We start from the raw sequence: 15,624 nt of genomic DNA on the forward strand, positions 1-15,624 counted from the left end.
TTGCTGAGGCGGTCATGACCGAGAGTTTGGATCTCTTTTCGGCCACAGCGCCCGTAGATAAAGCGCAACCAGCTATCAAAATAGAAGCACTGCGTGACCAGCTCAACCACTGGGCGCACCAGTATTACGTGCTGGACGAGCCCACCGTGCCCGACGCCGAATACGACCGCGTGTTCCGCGAACTGCAGGCGCTGGAGGCCGCGCACCCCGACCTGGTCACCCCCGACTCGCCCACGCAGCGCGTGATTGGCGCGGTGATGGAGGGCCTGGCGCCCGTGCGCCACACGGTGCCCATGCTCAGCATCCACACCGAAACCGACACCGAGGCCACCGGTGCCCAGGCGTTTGATGTGCGTGTGCGCAAAGAGCTGGGTCTGTCCGAATCGGACCCCGCCATCGAATACGTGGCCGAGCCCAAGTTTGACGGCTTGGCCATGAGCCTGCGCTATGAAAACGGCCGCCTCGTGCAGGCCGCTACGCGCGGTGATGGCGAGGTGGGCGAGGACGTGACGCACAACATCCGCACCATCCGGCAGATTCCGCTGACCTTGCCTGAGGGCGTTCCGCCCTTGCTCGAAGTGCGCGGCGAGGTCTACATGCGCCGCGCAGACTTTGATGCTCTCAACGAGCGCCAGCGCGAGCAGGGCGGCAAAACCTTTGTGAACCCACGCAATGCCGCCGCAGGTGCGGTGCGCCAGCTTGACTCGAACATCACCGCCCAGCGGCCCCTGAGCTTTTTTGCCTACGGCCTGGGCGCCATCACGCCGCCTGACCAGGGTGGGCCGGTGTTCCGCACGCATTACGAGATGCTGCAGACGCTGAAATCATGGGGTTTTCCGGTCGCAGCGCAGGTGCATATTGCGCTGGGTGCTACTGAATTGGTAGCGTTTCACCAGCAGGTGGGCGCCAGCCGCGATGCGCTGCCCTACGACATTGATGGCGTGGTCTACAAGGTCAACGCACTGCAGTTGCAGCGCGACCTGGGCTTCAAGACCCGCGAGCCGCGCTGGGCCGTGGCGCACAAGTACCCGGCGCAGGAGATGGCCACCAAGATCGAAGGCATCGACGTGCAGGTGGGCCGCACCGGCAAGATCACGCCCGTGGCACGCTTGGCGCCGGTGTTTGTGGGCGGCGTCACCGTCACCAATGCCACGCTGCACAACCTGTTCGAGATCCGCAAGAAGGGTGTGCGGGTGGGCGACACGGTCATCGTGCGCCGTGCGGGCGATGTGATCCCGGAAGTGGTAGGTGTGATGCCTGGCAACCGCACGGGCTATGTGCCCAACTTTCGCATGCCCAAGGCCTGCCCCGTGTGTGGCAGCGCCGTGGTGCGCGAAAAGGGCGAGGCCAATCACCGCTGCACGGGCGGCCTGTTCTGCGCCGCACAGCGCAAGGAGGCCATCCTGCACTTTGCCGCGCGCCGCGCCATGGACATCGAGGGCCTGGGCGACAAGCTGGTGGACCAATTGGTGGACGCCAACGTGATCCGCACGCTGCCCGACCTGTACCGGCTGGGCCTCACCTCCCTCATCGCGCTGGAGCGCATGGCCGACAAATCGGCCCAGAACGTGCTGGCCGCCCTCGAAAAATCCAAGCAGACCACCTTGCCGCGTTTTCTGTTCGGCCTGGGCCTGCGCCATGTGGGCGAGGCCACGGCCAAGGACCTGGCGCGGCACTTTGGCACGCTGGACGCCATCATGGACGCCAGCGTGGAGCAGTTGCTGGAGGTGAACGACGTGGGCCCCGTGGTGGCGCAGAGCCTGCACACCTTTTTTCAGCAACCGCACAACCGCGAGGTGGTCGAGCAACTGCGCGCCTGTGGCGTGACCTGGCCTGAGGGCCCTGTGGCCGAGCGTGCCCCGCAAATCCTGGCGGGCAAAACGGTGGTGCTGACCGGCACCTTACCCACCCTGAGCCGCGACGCGGCCAAGGACATGCTGGAGGCGGCTGGCGCCAAGGTGGCGGGTTCCGTCAGCAAAAAAACCAGTTATGTGGTGGCGGGCGAAGAGGCTGGCAGCAAGCTGGCCAAGGCCGAGGAGCTGGGTGTGCCCGTGCTGGACGAAGCAGGTATGTTGGCGCTGCTGCGGCAGGCCAGCGATGCGCCTGGGGCCGAGGCGGCCTGATGGCGCTGGCACGGCGCGCACCCCGGTTGGGCCTGGCGCTGGGCAGTGGCTCGGCACGCGGCTGGGCGCACATCGGCGTGCTGCAGGCGTTGGCTGAAGAGGGCGTGCGCCCCGACATCATTTGCGGCTCGTCGATTGGCGCGCTGGTGGGGGCGGCGTACGCGGGGGGCGAGCTGGCGCGTTTTTCGGACTGGGTGCAGGGCCTGGGCATGCGCGACGTGTTCGGCTTCATGGACTTCAACCTCTCGGGCGGCATGCTCAAGGGCGAAAAGCTCATTGCCTTCTGGCGCCGCAATTTTGCCGATTTCGACATTGAAAATTCACCGTTGCCTTTTGGCGCCGTTGCCACAGACCTGCATTCAGGCGCCGAGGTCTGGCTGCGCCACGGCTCCATTGCCGATGCGGTGCGCGCGTCGATTGCGCTGCCGGGCCTGTTCACACCCGTGCGGCAGGACGACGGGCGGCTGCTGGTAGACGGAGGCCTGGTCAACCCCGTGCCCACATCGCTCGCGCGCGCGATGGGGGCGGACATCGTGATCGGGGTGGACCTGAACTCCGACATCCTGCACCGCCACATGCGGCCCCTGGCCGTGGTGCAAACGCTGCCCGCCGATGCAGAGCTGGCCATCGCCCCCGAGCCCGAACCGGTCAAAAATGCCAGCTGGATCCAGCGGCTCACGCCCTGGCGTTCGGGTGATGCAGCGCCGCCGGTGGAACGCCCGCGCGTGCCTTCGGTGCTGGACGTGGTGATGACCAGCGTCAATATCATGCAGATGCGCATCACCCGCAGCCGCATGGCGGGCGACCCGCCCGAGGTGGTGGTGGCGCCCGCCCTGGCGAACCTGGGTCTGCTGGACTTTCACCGCGCTGGCGAGGCCATCGAAGAAGGCCGCCGCGCCGCCAAGGCCAGCCTGCCGCAGTTGCGGCGGTTCATGGGGTGAGACACTATTTTTGATAGCTACGAGCGCTTGTCTAGTAAGCGCTAGAAGCACTTTTAGATCATATTCTCGATGGAATCCTCTTCTTCTTCGCAAGCACTGCAGGCGCGGGTGCGCAGCGCCCTGGCCTTTGTTTTCCGCCGGCCGCAGCGCCTGCTGTCGCTGCGCAGCGGATGCTGGCTGCTGGCCGCACTGCCCGTGGCGCTGCTGCTGTATGCGCTGGCGCTGGTGCCCTTCACCCCGAGCATCACGGACATCCGCAAGGCCAAAAGCGAATTGCCCGCGCAGCTCATGTCGGCCGACGGCAAGCTGCTGGCCGAATACCGCTGGGCCAACCGCGAGTGGGTGCCGCTCGACAAGATTTCGCCCAACGTCGTCAACGCGCTGATCGCCACCGAAGACCACCGCTTCTACGACCACTTTGGCCTCGACTGGCGGCGCACGGCGTCGTCTGTGTTGCTCACGCTGCGCGGCGACACACAAGGGGGCTCGACCATCACGCAGCAGCTGGCGCGCAATTTGTTCCCCGAAGAGATCGGCCGCTCGCGCACCCTTACACGTAAGCTCAAGGAGGCGATCACGGCGGTGAAGATCGAGGCCTCGTACTCCAAGGACGAAATCCTGGAGACCTACCTCAACACGGTGCCGTTTCTGTACAACGCGTTTGGCATCGAGATGGCTGCGCGCACCTATTTCGACAAGTCGGCGGGCAAGCTCAATGTGGTGGAGAGCGCCACGCTGATCGGCATGCTCAAAGGCACGGCCTATTACAACCCGGTGACCCAGCCCGAGCGCGCGCAGGCGCGGCGCAACACGGTACTGGCACAGATGGTCAAACGCGGCAAGCTCACAGCCAAAGAGCTCGACGCCCTCGAAAAACGCCCTTTGAAAATTAATTTTGAGCGCCAGACCGAGGTGATGGGCCCTGCGCCTCATTTTGCGCAACAGCTGCGCAAGCAGCTCATCGGCTGGGCCGACGCCAATGGCTACAACCTGTATGCCGACGGGCTGGTGATTCGCTCCACCATTGATTCGCGCCTGCAAAACTATGCCAACCAGGCCGTGGCCCGCCAGGGGCGTGCACTGCAGGACGTGGCCGACAAAGCCTGGGCACGCAAGGATGGCTGGGGCCCCGGCAACGAACTGGTGCAGGCGCTGGTGCGCGAAAGCGCCGAATACCGCGCCGCGCAGGACAAGGGCACGCCGCCCGATGAAGCGCTGCACACCCTGCTGGCCGACGACACCTTCATGCAAAAGCTGCGGCTTGAAAAAACGCGCGTGCAGGCGGGTTTTCTGGCGCAGGACCCGGTCAACGGCCATGTGCTGGCGTGGGTGGGCAGCCGTGACTTCGGGATTGACCCGTTTGACCATGTGGCGGCCGCGCGCCGCCAGCCGGGCTCCACGTTCAAGCCCTTTGTGTACGGGGCCGCTTTTGCCCAGGGCGCATCGCCCACCGATACGCTGATGGACTCGGCCGTTGAGATCCCGCTGGGCGGTGGCCGCGTGTGGCGCCCCACCGATGGGCGTGCACCTAGCGATGAACCCATGACCCTGGCCGATGGCCTTGCTTACTCCAAAAACACCATCACCGCCCAGGTGATGCAGCAAGTGGGCCCCGCCCGCGTGGCCGAGGTGGCACGCGCGCTGGGCGTGCGGCAGTCCCCGCTTGAAGAAGTGCCCTCGCTGGCGCTGGGCACGAGCCCGGTCACCCTCAAGGAAATGATCACGGCCTATTGCAGCATCGTGAACCTGGGCCGTTACGTCGAGCCCGTGCTCATCACCAGCATCGAAGACAAAAACGGCAAGGTGCTGGAGACATTTGCCAAGTCCACCCCCGAACAAGTGTTTGACGCCCGCGCCTCACAGACCCTGCGCAACACCATGCGCGGCGGGGTCGACCGGGGCACGGCCACGGCGATCCGATCACGCTACGGCATCCAGGCCGATGTGGCCGGCAAAACCGGCACCACCCAAGACAACACCGATGGCTGGTTCATTCTGATGAACGCCCGCGTGGTGGCGGGTGCCTGGGCGGGCTTCAACGACGGCCGCATCACGCTGCGCAGCGACTACTGGGGGCAGGGCGCCCGCAGTGCACTGCCCATGGTGGGTGAATTCATGCAACAGGGCCTGCGCGCGAAGGTGATCAATGGCAACGAGCGGTTTGTGGACGAGTTCGACGTGCCGCCGCCCGCCGACACCTCGCTGGGCAGCATGCGCGAATGGATTCGCGGGCTGTTCGGGGGCGGTGATGCCCCGTCGCCGCAGCAGCCATCACAGCCCACACCGCCGCCGGGCACTTTGCCCCCGGTGACCACCGACGAGGCCCCGTATGTGCCGCCGCAGCCCATGGCGCCCCCCGCGCCGGTCGTCATCACGCCCCTTGCGCCCTTGACACCCTTGACGCCCGCCATGCCAGCGCAAGAGCGGGTGGGCGGTTGAACTGTTGAACTGTTGATGGGTCGTGCCAGGCACTGCATGGTGTTCAATACCAACGCCTTGTCGCCCCACGTGGGCCGCGATGCGGTCGTTGCCATGGGCCGCAGCGTTCTTGCTACGCGTGCCATGCAGGGCACGCGGGACACGCGACACGTGAAACCTGTCCCCTTACCTCGCTTTCGGTAAAAGGTGGGTTTTTGCGGTTTGGCGGCTCTGCGGTTTCACGGTCGGTCTTGACCGGTTGCTGGGGCGGCTCCCCCGCCCGGGCACATGCCAAGATGCGGGCGTGTGCGGCACCAGCGCCCGGAACCAAAAAATAGAGGGAACATTCTGGTGAGCCGCGCGTTGAAGCAGTCATTCAATCATGGGAATTTGCAGCCATCTCGATGACGAAGCCTGCGCCGCGCGTGCACAGCGGGGCGACCGCGCGGCGTTTTCGGAGTTGGTGGCGCGATTCCAGGATCGGATCTACCGCTTTGTGGCGCGGCTTACCCGGTCGCCCGATGACGCGCAGGAACTCACACAGGAGACTTTTCTGCACGCCTACCAGGCTTTGGCGCGCTGGACGCCCGATGCCCGCCTGAGCACCTGGCTGTTTCGCATTGCACGCAATCTGGCTTTTGACTGGCTGCGGCGTGGCAAGCGGGTCGGGTTCGTGCCGCTGGACGAAGACACCGCCGCCAGCCACCCTGACCCCGCTCCGGCACCCGATGCGGTGCTGGAGACGGCGCAGCGCTACGGGCTGCTTGAAAAGGCGTTGGCCCGCCTGCCCGAGGAGCACCGCGAAATCTTGCTGCTGCGGGAGATTGAAGAAATGTCTTACGAAGACATAGCAGCCGTGCTCGCGCTGAATGTGGGCACCGTCAAATCGCGCATTACACGGGCGCGCGCAGGGCTACTGGACAAAATGCCGCGCTGAACATAGACCTTGGAGACTTTGCCATGACCTGCCCCCGAGATACCGACCTGTCCGCCTATGTGGACCACATGATGAAACCGCCAGAGCGGGCCCGTTTCAACGGCCATCTGCAGGCCTGCCCGATATGCCAGCAACGGCTCGACGACATGACCGCCTTGGGCACGAGCCTGCGTGCGCTGCCATCGCCTCAGCTCGGGTTCGACCTTGCGGCGCAGTGGAACGATCGTCTGCACACCCAGCCCCTGGGGCGACGGCCCGCTCGCGCGGGGGCAGGCTGGCGCGGTTGGATGCCTGTCGGATTGGCGGGTCTGACCACGGGGTTAGCCCTGGTGTCGGGGCTCTGGCTGGGCGGGTTGATGCTGGGTGGGTTGATGCTGGGTGGGGCGGCTGCGAGCGTGTCGGGCGGGGCGTTGGTGCGGGTGTTTGACCCCATCCCCCCGGGTGGCCTGTGCGCCGCCGCAGAAATATGCCGTCTCCCGAAAGGAATGCCATGAATCGCCGTCATCTCCAGACATGGTTGTTGGCCGTGTCGCTCGCGCTGAATGCAGGCTTCATCGTGGCCGTGGCCATGCACCAGTGGCAGCCTGCGGCCAGGGTGGGTGCTGTACCGCACACCCCCGTGAATCTGCCGGATTATTTGGCGTTGAGTGCCGACCAGCGCCAACGCTGGCAACAACTGGAACCCGCCTTTCTGCACGAGGTCAGCGTGAACTGGGCAGATATCCGCCGGCATCGCGAGGCGCTGGTGCGGCATATCTTTGCCGATGAGCCACTGCCTGCCGCCATCGATGCAGAGCAGACCCGCATCGCGATCCTGCAGGAAGCGCAGCAGCGGCGCGTGATTGCGCAATTGCTGGCCGAGCGCGCCCTGCTCGATGAGGCGCAGCGTGCCCGGCTGATGGCCCTGCTGCTCAGCCGCTACGCCCAGGAATCCACGGAAGAAGAGCTGCTGCACCGCGATTGAGGGCTGCGTAGAACGTGCGACGCACGGCGCGCAGCGCGGTGGATTCGATAAAGATGCAAATCAGATGGAACAATTTTCTGGGCCAGTCGTTTGAAGCAACAAGGCTCGGGAATCCCCGGGCCCCTTTGTTCAACCTTCTGGAGTCTTCCCATGAAATCGCCCCTGTATCTGTCCCTGTTGCTGGCCACCGCTTTGACTCTGCCTGTGGCGGCGCTGGCCGCCAGCCCGGCCGCCCAGGCTCACGATCACGGCCACGGCGCCGCAGCAACCCATGACATAGAGCTCAATGCCGGCAAAAAATGGAACATCGATGCCCCCCTGCGCCAGGGCATGGGGGCCATTCACAAGGCCGTCCGTCAGACGCTGCCCCTGGCCCATGCAGGCAAGGCGCAGGCCGCCGACTACGATGCCTTTGGTGCGGAAATCTCCAAACAGGTGGCGTACATCGTGGAGAACTGCAAGCTCGAACCCAAGGCCGATGCCCAGCTGCATACCGTGATCGGCGAAATACTCCAAGGTGTGGAGGCGGCTCAAGGCCAGGAAGGCGACACGGCGCGCGCTGCGGGGGTTGTGAAGGTGGCCCAGGCACTCAACACCTATGGCAGCCATTTCAACCACTCCGGGTGGAAATCCATTCCGTTGCCCTTGTCCCACTGAGTGAACACGGGTCAGTGCGTAGCGCACCGTGCGCAGTGGGTATGGCCGCTCCCGGCCGCAGGCCGGGGCGGCGCGTTATTCCACGTCGATACAGTGCAGCCCGAACTGGCCAGCCTTGCGGTCGGCGAAATACGCCTCGAGTGTTTGCTTTACCGTGCGAAAGGCCAGCTCGTCCCACGGTATTTCTTCTTCGGTGAACAGGCGCGCCTCGATGGTTTCGTAGCCGGGGTTGAACTGGTCGCTGAGTAAGGCCGCGCGATAGAACAGGTGCACTTGCCCCACGCGGCGCACGTTGAGCAGGCTGAACAGCGGGCCCATCTCGATCTGCGCGCCGGCTTCTTCATCGGTCTCGCGGGCGGCGCCCTCCGCCGTGGTTTCGTCCAGTTCCATAAAACCTGCGGGCAGCGTCCATTTGCCCCAGCGCGGTTCGATGTTGCGCTTGCACAGCAGGATGCGCCCATCGGCCAGCTCAGGCACGGTGCCCACCACGTTCAGCGGGTTTTCGTAATGCACCGTGTTGCACGCGGGGCAGACGGCGCGCGGCTTGGTGTCGCCGTCGTCTGGCAGGCGGTACACCACGGCGGTGCCACATTCGCGGCAGTGTTTGATGGGGCTGCGGTGGGTCATGCAGAATTTTGAATGAAATAGGTCTCTAGCGCTTATGGATAAAGCGCTAGTAGCTATTGAAAAGTGAGTATTTGGCGGCGAACTGCAGTGCGTTGCGGCGTGCTCGGGGTTACACCACGCTCAGGCGCAGCGTGCCCAGGCCCGATACGCCGCCTTCCAACACGTCGCCGCGCACCACGGCGCCCACACCTTCGGGGGTGCCGGTGTAGATCAGGTCGCCGGGCTGCAGCTCCCACGCGGCCGACAGGTGCTCGATGGTTTCGGCGATGTTCCAGATGAGCTGGGCCACGGTGCTGCGCTGCTTGTCTGTGCCATTGACCTGCAGCCAGATGTCGGCCTTGGCCACGTCACCGGCCTGGGCTGCCGGGGTGATGGGGCCGATGGGGGCGCTGGCGTCAAAGCCTTTGCCGATACACCAGGGGCGGCCTTGCTTCTTCATGTCGTTTTGCAGATCGCGGCGGGTCATGTCCAGGCCCACGGCGTAGCCATAGATGTGGGCGAGGGCGTCGGCTGCCTTGATATTTTTGCCGCCTTTGCCGATGGCCACCACCAGTTCAATCTCGTGGTGCAGGTTGGCGGTGAGGCTGGGGTAGGGCAGTTGGCCGGTTTCGCCCGTGTTGACCACCACGATGGCATCTGCAGGCTTCATGAAGAAAAACGGCGGTTCGCGGCCGGTGAAACCCATCTCTTTGGCATGCTCTTCGTAATTGCGGCCCACGCAGTAAATGCGGTGCACGGGAAATTGGTCGCCGCTGCCCTCCACGGGCACGCTGGCCACGGGGGCGGGAGAAAATACGTAGCTCATGTCTGCCTTTCTTTTGTCTGGATCTGGCGAAGAAAACGGGGGATGGAAACAGGTTCTGCAGGCGCCATGGCGGGTAAAAACCGGGGGCCTGAACCCGTGCGGCAGTGTGCCACGGACCCGGCCCGCTTGCAGGGGGGGCGCTACACTCGCGCCCATGGCTATGAGCTTCGATTTTCACCACACACCAGGCCACCTGGTGCGCCGCGCCCACCAGCGCGCCGTGGCGCTTTTCATGGAAGAGACGGCGGGTTTTGATGTGACGCCGGTGCAGTTCGCCATCCTGCACGAGTTGCTCGCGCGGCCCGGCGAAGACCAGGTCACCCTGGCATCGCGGGTGGCTTTTGATGCGGCTACGTCGGGTTCGGTGATCGGGCGGCTCGAAAAGCGCGGCTGGATCCGGCGCGAGCCCGACACCGGTGACCGGCGCCGCAAGCTGTTGTGGATCACCCCCGACGGTGAAGCTGCCGCCTTGCAAATGCGCGATGCCGCCCAGCGTGTGCAAGAGCGCCTGGTGGCGCCATTGAGCGCGCAAGAGCGCGAAGACTTCATGGTTTTGCTGTCCAAGGTGGTGTACAACCACCACGACCTTGGCGGTGCGGGGGGCGCCGTGACCGCATCGGGCAGCGCGCTGGGCGCACTGGGCGCGATAGACGCAGCACGCCGCTGATAGCGCAGCGGCAGGGGCTCGACGCAAAGCAAAGCAAGGACCGCTGTCTGGGTCTGATACCGATGGCGCGTTGGTCCGCCACCACCACCTCCACCCCCCTTTTTCATCACGTCTTGTATGCAGCTCTATAACTATTTTCGATCCTCGGCCTCATACCGCGTGCGCATTGCCTTGCAGCTCAAGGGCCTGGATTACGACTACCTGCCCGTGCACCTCGTCAAGGGCGAACACCAACAGCCGGCCTATACCCAGCACGTGGGCGATGCGCTGGTGCCCACGCTGGTCACCGATGATGGTGCTGCACTTTCGCAGTCGATGGCCATCATCGAATACCTCGACGAGACACATCCCACACCGCCTTTGCTGCCCGCTACCCCCCTGGCCCGCGCGCACGTGCGCGCGCTGGCGCAGATGGTGGCGTGCGACATCCATCCCATCAACAACCTGCGGGTTCTCAAATACCTGGTGCGCGAGGCAGGGGCCAGTGAAGACACCAAAAACGCCTGGTACCACCACTGGACGCGCAGTGGGCTGGAGGCCTTCGAACGCCAGTTGGCGCTGCTGGCGCAAGAGCGCGCCAGCCAGGGCCTGGCGCCTTCGGTGATGTGCTGGGGCGACACCCCCACACTGGCCGATTGTTGCCTGGTGCCGCAGATTTTCAATGCGCAGCGCTTCAAGGTGCGCCTGGACGGCCTGCCGCTCACCGTGGGGGCGCATGACGCCTGCATGGCGCTGCCCGCGTTTCAAAAAGCGCAGCCCTCGGCCTGCCCCGACAGCGAGGCCTGACCATGCACCACGCAGGCGCCTTGTCTGCCTCTGACTGGCTGGCACCTGATTGGCCTGCGCCACCGGGCGTGCATGCCCTGTGCACCACGCGCAGCGGCGGCGTGAGCCGCGCGCCGCGCGACAGTTTGAACCTGGGCACCCATGTGGGGGACGACCGTGCCGCCGTGGATGCCAACCGCAGTCGGCTGCAGGCGACGATACAAACCACCACACCGGGTGCCCGGGCTATTTTTCTGGACCAGATCCATGGGGACGGCGTGGTGCACCTCGGCCCACACACGCCCGATGGCACCGCCGCCGATGCCTGCGTGGCCACCGCACCCGGTGTGGTCTGCACGATCATGGTGGCAGACTGCCTGCCCGTGCTGCTCGCACACCGCTCGGGCGCGGTGGTGGCTGCGGCCCATGCAGGATGGCGTGGACTGGCTGGTTGGGGCGGGCAGGGCGTTCTGGAATCTGTTTTTAAGCGTTTTGAGGCGCTAGCGCTTACCCATCAAGCGCTGCCAGCTATCAAAAGTGAAGCAGATAAATCAGGTAAGACAGATAAGGCATATAAGGCAGCTGCGGAATCATCCCCGCTCCCGTCCCACGATGCCGTTGCGCAAGACACCCTGGTCTGGCTGGGGCCTTGTATCGGCCCTGAGGCCTTTGAGGTCGGCGCTGAAGTGCGCGCCGCGTTCTGTGATGTGTCGCCCGATGCTGCCGCGTTTTTCACCGCCCGCGCCGGGGCTGGTGGCAAATACGGGTGTGATCTGGCGGGCCTTGCGCGCCAGCGGCTGGGTGCGCTGGGCATCACCCGCGTGTATGGCAACAACAGCACGGCGCCCTGGTGCACCGTGGCGAACGCCTCACGGTTCTTTTCGTACCGGCGCGATAACGCGGCCCTCGGGGGCAGCGGGCGCTTCGCCGCCTGCATCTGGCGCGACTGAGGCGGCATCCTCGCCAGGGGCGGTGGGCGCCCTTGCCTTCGCGTCCTGTAGCGCGTGTTCCGCCAGCGCCGCCTCTTCCTCTTGCTTCTTCGCGTCATGAGCGGCCTGCGCAGCCGCCTCTCGCGCCTTGATCGCGCGTTTGCGCGCGGGGGTGGACAGGATGTACACCACAATGCCCATGGGCAGCACACCGTACAAAACGAAGGTGATGATCGCGCCCAGCACGGTGCCCAGGGGGCTCGTGGCCTCGGCCACGGCCATCATGAGCGTGACATAGGTCCATGTGATGACGATCAGGTACATTGTTTTTGCATTTTCGATGAGCGCTGGTGTGTGGTGAGGGATTGAGCCGTTGCCTTGTGCCAGAGCGTGGGCAACAATCAAACCGACAGTCCCGAGAGTCCAGCCACTGTGAGCGACCCAACCACCGAGGAAAGAGCATGAATTCTGAATCACCCTGGGCCCAAAGTGCCCAGCAATTCCAGCAGATTTTCGGACAAAGCTGGTCGCAGGCCTTGCAATCGTTTCAGAAGCTGGATTCAGGCGCGCAATCGTCGGCGGCAATGCCGCTGAAACTGTCCTCGCCAAAGCTGGAGGCTCTGCAGAAACAGTATCTTCAAGAGGCGCAAGCATTGTGGACCCAGGGCCTTCAGGGCGCACCCGAGATCAAGGACAAGCGCTTTGCGGGTGAAGGCTGGGCCAGCAACCCGGTGGCGGCTTTTTCAGCAGCGGCTTATCTGCTCAACGCCCGTACCCTGATGGGCCTGGCCGATGCTGTGGAGGCCGACGAAAAAACCAAGGCCCGCATCCGTTTCGGCGTGGAGCAATGGATGGCCGCCATGGCGCCCAGCAACTTCCTGGCTTTCAACTCCGAAGCGCAGAAGAAAGCCATCGAGACCAAGGGCGAGAGCATTGCCTTGGGGCTGAAGAACCTGCTGCACGACATCACGCAGGGCCATGTGTCGATGACCGACGAAAGCCTGTTCGAGGTGGGCCGCAACGTGGCCACAACTGAGGGGGCTGTGGTGTTCGAGAACGAGCTGTTCCAGCTGCTCGAATACAAGCCGCTCACCGCCAAGGTCTACGAGCGCCCCTTTTTGCTGGTGCCGCCCTGCATCAACAAGTTCTACATCCTTGATCTGCAGCCCGAGAACTCGCTGATCCGCTATGCCGTCGAACAAGGCCACCGTACCTTTGTCGTGAGCTGGCGCAACCCCGACGACAGCCTGGCCCACAAGACCTGGGACGACTACGTGGAAGACGGCGCCATGGCCGCTATCGACGTGGTGCAGAACATCACCGGCGCCGAGCAGATCAATGCGCTGGGCTTCTGCGTGGGCGGTACGATCCTGTGCAATGCGCTGGCAGTGCTGGCGGCGCGCGGCGACGAGCCGGTGGCCAGCGCCACCTTTTTGACCACGCTGATCGACTTCACCGATACAGGCATCCTTGACGTGTTCATCGACGAGGCCTTCGTCAAGTTCCGCGAGATGCAAATGGGCAATGGCGGGCTCATGAAGGGGCAGGACCTGGCGTCCACCTTCAGCTTTCTGCGGCCCAACGACTTGGTCTGGAACTACGTGGTGGGCAACTACCTCAAGGGCGAAACGCCGCCACCGTTTGACCTGCTGTACTGGAACAGCGACAGCACCAACCTGCCCGGGCCTTTCTACGCCTGGTACCTGCGCAACTTCTATCTTGAAAACAACCTGGTCAAGCCCGACAAGCTGACGGTGTGCGGCGAGAAGATCAACCTGGGTCATCTCACGCTGCCGGTGTACATCTATGGCTCGCGCGAAGACCACATCGTGCCTATCACGGCCGCCTATGCGTCCACGCAGACGCTGCCGGGCAAAAAACGGTTTGTCATGGGCGCATCGGGTCACATTGCCGGTGTGATCAACCCGCCCGCCAAAGGCAAGCGCAGCCACTGGATCCGCGCCGACGGCAAGCTGCCGGCCACACTCGACCAATGGCTGGAAGGCGCCACCGAGCACCCCGGCAGCTGGTGGACTGACTGGTCGACCTGGCTCAAAGGCCATGCGGGCAAACAGATTGCAGCACCCAAGGGCTATGGCAGGGGCACAAAGTTCAAGGCCATGGAGCCTGCACCGGGCAGCTACGTCAAAAAGAAGGCCTGAGAGCCTGTTCAATGTCTTTTTGGAGATTGCATGCTGATACGCAAAAGCACGGATCAGCACCGCTGCGAGAATGACCTAGCAACAACCTTCAACCACAAGGACATACCATGGAAGACATCGTCATCGTTTCGGCCGCCCGCACAGCGGTGGGCAAGTTTGGCGGAGCCCTGAGCAAGACACCCGCTACCGAGCTGGGCGCCATCGTGATTCGCGAGGCGATTGCGCGCGCAGGGCTTTCGTCCGACCAGATTGGGGAAGTGATCATGGGCCAGGTGTTGGCGGCTGGCGTGGGCCAGAACCCGGCCCGCCAGGCGGCCATGAAGGCGGGCGTGGCCAAGGAGACCCCGGCGCTCACCATCAACGCCGTGTGCGGGTCGGGCCTCAAGGCCGTGATGCTGGCCGCGCAGGCAGTGGCCTGGGGCGACAGTGAAATCGTGGTGGCGGGCGGGCAGGAAAACATGAGCCTGGCCCCCCATGTGCTCAACGGCTCTCGGGAAGGCCAGCGCATGGGCGACTGGAAGATGACCGATTCGATGATCGTGGACGGCCTGTGGGATGTGTACAACCAGTACCACATGGGCGTCACGGCCGAGAACGTTGCCAAGCAACACGGCATCACCCGCGAAATGCAGGACGCCTTGGCGCTCGGGAGCCAGCAAAAGGCCGCCGCTGCGCAAGACGCTGGCAAATTTGCCGACGAAATTGTGGGTGTGAGTCTGCCGCAAAAGAAGGGCGATCCGGTTTTGTTCAACGTGGACGAGTACCTCAACCGCAAGACCAACGCCGAAGCGCTGGCGGGCCTGCGCCCGGCGTTTGACAAGGCCGGTAGCGTGACTGCAGGCAATGCATCGGGCCTCAATGACGGCGCTGCTGCCGTGGTGGTCATGAGCGCCAAGAAGGCCTCCGCTCTGGGCCTGAAGCCACTGGCGCGCATTGCCGCCTTTGGCACCACGGGCCTGGACCCTGCCATCATGGGCATGGGCCCCGTGTCCGCCTCACGCAAGGCTCTGCAGCGCGCTGGCTGGAGCGCTGCCGATGTCGATCTGTTCGAGCTCAACGAAGCCTTCGCAGCGCAGGCCTGCGCGGTGAACAAAGAGTTGGGCATTGACCCGGCCAAGGTCAACGTCAATGGCGGAGCCATCGCCATCGGCCACCCCATTGGCGCGTCTGGCTGCCGCATCTTGGTGACACTTCTCCATGAGATGCAGCGCCGCGACGCCAAGAAGGGGTTGGCCGCACTGTGTATTGGTGGCGGAATGGGTGTGTCTCTGGCGCTGGAGCGTTAAGCGTCCAGAACCCGGCGATGTCCTGAGGACTGCCTGGCATTGCGTTTCGTTCACGGTGCACAGGTGCCGGGCACCGCAAAAAAGCCGCGTTGTAACGCGGCTTTTTTGTGGGTGAATGGTTTTTATTGGCCACTCATGGGGATGGCGAGCCTGTGCGGCAGGCGTTGGTTTGGGGAAGCGCATGGGCACCAATGCTGGCCCATCGACATCGGTGCCGAGACTCTTGAAACGGTGACCGGGCCTGCCTGCTTGGCGGTCGAGGGGCATTCATTGTAAGAACATGGGGATATGTCAAAAAGGAAACGGCTTCAGTGTTTTCCTTCACGGCGTCGTTCGAATTTTT

General features: G+C 64.2%; 15 protein-coding genes. 12 read left to right on the forward strand and 3 right to left on the reverse strand.

Annotated features, from left to right (window positions below; all coding sequences use genetic code 11):
- The first annotated feature begins 14 nt into the window (after positions 1 to 14).
- The 7 genes from ligA to KI609_RS11680 all read left to right on the forward strand — a co-directional run bounded on the left by ligA (position 15) and on the right by KI609_RS11680 (position 8,040).
- Positions 15 to 2,123 (forward strand): NAD-dependent DNA ligase LigA, encoded by a 2,109-nt coding sequence (gene ligA, locus KI609_RS11650; protein WP_226443407.1) that lies wholly within the window; start codon positions 15 to 17, stop codon positions 2,121 to 2,123.
- Complete coding sequence (locus tag KI609_RS11655) at positions 2,123 to 3,064, forward strand: patatin-like phospholipase family protein (protein ID WP_226443409.1); 942 nt, start codon at positions 2,123 to 2,125, stop codon at positions 3,062 to 3,064. Before ligA ends, KI609_RS11655 begins: the two co-directional genes overlap by 1 nt.
- Before the next feature lie 69 nt (positions 3,065 to 3,133).
- Positions 3,134 to 5,503, forward strand: a complete 2,370-nt coding sequence (locus KI609_RS11660; protein WP_226443411.1) for a penicillin-binding protein 1A — start codon at positions 3,134 to 3,136, stop codon at positions 5,501 to 5,503.
- Between the two features lie 361 nt (positions 5,504 to 5,864).
- Positions 5,865 to 6,419 (forward strand): sigma-70 family RNA polymerase sigma factor, encoded by a 555-nt coding sequence (locus tag KI609_RS11665; RefSeq protein ID WP_226443413.1) that lies wholly within the window; start codon positions 5,865 to 5,867, stop codon positions 6,417 to 6,419.
- A gap of 23 nt (positions 6,420 to 6,442) precedes the next feature.
- Positions 6,443 to 6,913 carry an anti-sigma factor family protein gene (locus KI609_RS11670; protein WP_226443415.1) on the forward strand — a complete coding sequence of 157 codons (471 nt, stop codon included), beginning with the start codon at positions 6,443 to 6,445 and terminating at the stop codon, positions 6,911 to 6,913.
- Positions 6,910 to 7,383, forward strand: a complete 474-nt coding sequence (locus KI609_RS11675; protein WP_226443417.1) for a periplasmic heavy metal sensor — start codon at positions 6,910 to 6,912, stop codon at positions 7,381 to 7,383. The genes KI609_RS11670 and KI609_RS11675 overlap by 4 nt, the downstream gene beginning before the upstream one ends.
- A 150-nt stretch (positions 7,384 to 7,533) precedes the next feature.
- Entirely contained in the window at positions 7,534 to 8,040 is a 507-nt protein-coding gene (locus KI609_RS11680; RefSeq protein WP_226443419.1) for a hypothetical protein, read from the forward strand.
- A 75-nt stretch (positions 8,041 to 8,115) separates the two neighbouring features.
- Here the strand turns inward: KI609_RS11680 and KI609_RS11685 are convergent, their stop codons facing one another.
- Both KI609_RS11685 and KI609_RS11690 read right to left on the reverse strand, forming a co-directional pair.
- Positions 8,116 to 8,667 carry an NUDIX hydrolase gene (locus tag KI609_RS11685; protein WP_226443421.1) on the reverse strand — a complete coding sequence of 184 codons (552 nt, stop codon included), beginning with the start codon at positions 8,665 to 8,667 and terminating at the stop codon, positions 8,116 to 8,118.
- Positions 8,668 to 8,776: 109 nt separating this feature from the next.
- A complete protein-coding gene (locus tag KI609_RS11690; RefSeq protein ID WP_226443423.1) occupies positions 8,777 to 9,472 on the reverse strand; it encodes a fumarylacetoacetate hydrolase family protein in 696 nt (231 codons plus the stop codon).
- 154 nt (positions 9,473 to 9,626) lie between these two features.
- Here KI609_RS11690 and KI609_RS11695 point away from each other — a divergent pair, with 154 nt between their 5' ends.
- The 3 genes from KI609_RS11695 to KI609_RS11705 all read left to right on the forward strand — a co-directional run bounded on the left by KI609_RS11695 (position 9,627) and on the right by KI609_RS11705 (position 11,854).
- Positions 9,627 to 10,139, forward strand: a complete 513-nt coding sequence (locus tag KI609_RS11695; RefSeq protein WP_226443425.1) for a MarR family winged helix-turn-helix transcriptional regulator — start codon at positions 9,627 to 9,629, stop codon at positions 10,137 to 10,139.
- 117 nt (positions 10,140 to 10,256) lie between these two features.
- Positions 10,257 to 10,925 carry a maleylacetoacetate isomerase gene (gene maiA, locus KI609_RS11700; RefSeq protein ID WP_226443427.1) on the forward strand — a complete coding sequence of 223 codons (669 nt, stop codon included), beginning with the start codon at positions 10,257 to 10,259 and terminating at the stop codon, positions 10,923 to 10,925.
- Positions 10,926 to 10,927: 2 nt separating this feature from the next.
- Positions 10,928 to 11,854 (forward strand): polyphenol oxidase family protein, encoded by a 927-nt coding sequence (locus KI609_RS11705; protein WP_226443429.1) that lies wholly within the window; start codon positions 10,928 to 10,930, stop codon positions 11,852 to 11,854.
- On the opposite strand, the gene KI609_RS11710 is transcribed toward KI609_RS11705, so the two are convergent.
- Entirely contained in the window at positions 11,774 to 12,157 is a 384-nt protein-coding gene (locus KI609_RS11710; RefSeq protein WP_226443431.1) for a hypothetical protein, read from the reverse strand. The two genes, KI609_RS11705 and KI609_RS11710, sit on opposite strands and share 81 nt — an antisense overlap.
- Positions 12,158 to 12,294: 137 nt before the next feature.
- Between KI609_RS11710 and KI609_RS11715 the strand changes: the two genes are divergently transcribed.
- Both KI609_RS11715 and KI609_RS11720 read left to right on the forward strand, forming a co-directional pair.
- Complete coding sequence (locus KI609_RS11715) at positions 12,295 to 13,995, forward strand: PHA/PHB synthase family protein (RefSeq protein WP_226443433.1); 1,701 nt, start codon at positions 12,295 to 12,297, stop codon at positions 13,993 to 13,995.
- A gap of 107 nt (positions 13,996 to 14,102) precedes the next feature.
- On the forward strand, positions 14,103 to 15,281 hold the full coding sequence (locus tag KI609_RS11720; RefSeq protein ID WP_226443435.1) for an acetyl-CoA C-acetyltransferase: 1,179 nt from the start codon (positions 14,103 to 14,105) through the stop codon (positions 15,279 to 15,281).
- Positions 15,282 to 15,624: the final 343 nt, after the last annotated feature.

This window comes from Acidovorax radicis (genome assembly GCF_020510705.1).
GTDB classification, from domain to species: domain Bacteria; phylum Pseudomonadota; class Gammaproteobacteria; order Burkholderiales; family Burkholderiaceae_C; genus Acidovorax; species Acidovorax radicis_A.

Excerpts from the sequence above, each read along its gene's own strand:
- ligA (WP_226443407.1), top strand. The coding sequence starts at position 15 with ATGACCGAGAGTTTGGATCTCTTTTCGGCCACAGCGCCCGTAGATAAA.
- KI609_RS11685 (WP_226443421.1), bottom strand. The coding sequence starts at position 8,667 with ATGACCCACCGCAGCCCCATCAAACACTGCCGCGAATGTGGCACCGCC.
- KI609_RS11690 (WP_226443423.1), bottom strand. The coding sequence starts at position 9,472 with ATGAGCTACGTATTTTCTCCCGCCCCCGTGGCCAGCGTGCCCGTGGAG.
- KI609_RS11670 (WP_226443415.1), top strand. The coding sequence starts at position 6,443 with ATGACCTGCCCCCGAGATACCGACCTGTCCGCCTATGTGGACCACATG.
- KI609_RS11715 (WP_226443433.1), top strand. The coding sequence starts at position 12,295 with ATGAATTCTGAATCACCCTGGGCCCAAAGTGCCCAGCAATTCCAGCAG.
- KI609_RS11675 (WP_226443417.1), top strand. The coding sequence starts at position 6,910 with ATGAATCGCCGTCATCTCCAGACATGGTTGTTGGCCGTGTCGCTCGCG.
- KI609_RS11680 (WP_226443419.1), top strand. The coding sequence starts at position 7,534 with ATGAAATCGCCCCTGTATCTGTCCCTGTTGCTGGCCACCGCTTTGACT.
- KI609_RS11720 (WP_226443435.1), top strand. The coding sequence starts at position 14,103 with ATGGAAGACATCGTCATCGTTTCGGCCGCCCGCACAGCGGTGGGCAAG.
- maiA (WP_226443427.1), top strand. The coding sequence starts at position 10,257 with ATGCAGCTCTATAACTATTTTCGATCCTCGGCCTCATACCGCGTGCGC.
- KI609_RS11665 (WP_226443413.1), top strand. The coding sequence starts at position 5,865 with ATGGGAATTTGCAGCCATCTCGATGACGAAGCCTGCGCCGCGCGTGCA.
- KI609_RS11660 (WP_226443411.1), top strand. The coding sequence starts at position 3,134 with ATGGAATCCTCTTCTTCTTCGCAAGCACTGCAGGCGCGGGTGCGCAGC.
- KI609_RS11695 (WP_226443425.1), top strand. The coding sequence starts at position 9,627 with ATGGCTATGAGCTTCGATTTTCACCACACACCAGGCCACCTGGTGCGC.
- KI609_RS11710 (WP_226443431.1), bottom strand. The coding sequence starts at position 12,157 with ATGTACCTGATCGTCATCACATGGACCTATGTCACGCTCATGATGGCC.
- KI609_RS11705 (WP_226443429.1), top strand. The coding sequence starts at position 10,928 with ATGCACCACGCAGGCGCCTTGTCTGCCTCTGACTGGCTGGCACCTGAT.
- KI609_RS11655 (WP_226443409.1), top strand. The coding sequence starts at position 2,123 with ATGGCGCTGGCACGGCGCGCACCCCGGTTGGGCCTGGCGCTGGGCAGT.